Raw genomic sequence first — 1,818 nt, 5'->3', positions numbered from 1 at the left:
AGCCCTTTCCCTCAGGCACGATCACAACGCCGTTGATCTCGATCTCACTCCCCGACGCCGGCACCAGGTGAGAGATCTGGCGCGCCAACCGGCGGTGGTGTCGGGAGCGGGGCGCGGCCCGCAGGGTGGCGTGGAGCTGAGCCGCCGCCGCCGGCCGCGGGGGGGCCCGCGCGGCCGGGCCCGCCGCCTCGGCCAGCGCGAGTGCGAAGGCGCGGGGGTCGGCGACGGCCATTCGCCCGAAGCGGAACGCGGCCGTGTTGGCGGCGACTTGCACGCCGTTGACGTCGATGGCCGTTTCGACATCCTCCGGTGCCAGTGGCAGCGCCCCGGTCTGGACGGCGACACCCGCCAGCAGCAGATTGGCGAACTGGTCGGCGCCGAGCAGCGTGATCGCCGCGGCGCGGGCGTCGAGGAAGTGTGCCTCGGTGGTGGCCGCCTCGATCGAGTCGCGGATCGGCCCGACCGGCGGAAACGACACCGTGGGATCGGTGACCATCTGCCCGGTCGGGACCTCGCTCGTGGAAACCACCGCGCTGGTCCGCGCCGGATCGGCGGCGGCGAGGTAGCGGGGTTCGGCGGCGACTAGCAGGTCGCAGCCGAGGTACAGGTCGCAGTTCCCGGCGGTCGCCTTGCTGCCCTGGTCGATCGGCTCGCTGGAGACGGTGATGTCGGAGACCACGGCGCCGCCCTTCTGCGCGAGGCCGGTCTGGTCGAGCGCCCGCACCCGGAGCCCGCCCAGGGTCGCCGCGGTGCTGAGCAACTGCGCCAGCGTCACCACGCCGGACCCGCCGACTCCGGTGATGCGCGTGGTGTGAATGCCGTGGAAAGCCGCGCGCGGGGCGGGCAGATCGGTCGGGCCGACCGGTACCGCCGGTGTGCGGCGGTGATCCGGTGCGGGCACGACCGAGAGAAACGACGGGCAGTCGCCGGCCAGGCAGGAACGGTCGATATTGCAGGAGGACTGGTCGATCCGGGTCTTGCGGCCGAACTCGGTGTCGACGGGTTGGACGGACAGACAGTTCGACTTCTGCCCGCAGTCGCCGCAGCCCTCGCACACCCGTTCGTTGATCACGATGCGCTCGACCGGTTTCGGCGCGAGTCCGCGCTTGCGTTTGCGCCGCAGCTCGGTCGCGCACTCCTGGTCGTGGATCAGCAGGGTCACCCCGGCGATCCCGGCCAACGTCTCCTGGGCTTCGATCAACCGGTCGCGGTGCCAGACCTGGACTTCCGTGGGCAACGCGATCTTGCGATAGCGGCGCGGCTCGTCGGTCGTGACGATGATCCGCGCGACCCCCTCGGCGCGCATCGCCGCGCAGATCTCGGCGACGGACATGACCCCAACGGCCTGCTGGCCGCCGGTCATCGCCACCGCCGAGTTGTAGAGCAGTTTGTAGGTGATGTGGCTGCCCGCCGCGACGGCCGCGCGCACGGCGAGGCTGCCCGAATGGTGGAAGGTGCCGTCGCCGAGGTTCTGGATCAGGTGGGTGCGGGCCAGAAACGGGGCCATGCCGATCCACTGCGCGCCTTCGCCGCCCATCTGGGTGAGGCCGGTGACATCGCCCACCTGCGCGGGACTCATCAGCGACACCATCCCGTGGCAGCCGATGCCTGCGCCGACCGTCGCCCCCGCCGGTGTCTTGGTGGAGATGTTGTGCGGGCACCCGGAGCAGAAGTACGGCGTGCGCGTCAGCAACGGCAGCGGGGGGGGGGGGGGGGGGCCCCCCCCCCCCCCCCCCCCCCCCCCCCCCCCCCCCCCCCCCCGGGGGGGGGGCGCCCGCGCCGCGGCGGGGGGCGGCGCCGGGGGGGGGGGGGGGGGGG

General features: G+C 73.3%; 1 pseudogene. It reads right to left on the bottom strand.

The window, feature by feature from the left end:
• Positions 1 to 61: 61 nt before the first annotated feature.
• Positions 62 to 1,818, bottom strand: a pseudogene (locus QH270_RS21825) (2-oxoacid:acceptor oxidoreductase family protein); the annotation flags it as partial.

The organism is Nocardia neocaledoniensis (genome assembly GCF_029868625.1).
Lineage (GTDB): Bacteria > Actinomycetota > Actinomycetes > Mycobacteriales > Mycobacteriaceae > Nocardia > Nocardia neocaledoniensis_A.
Note: the sequence above shows the minus strand (reverse complement) of the source record. Positions and strands in the feature narration are given on the sequence as shown.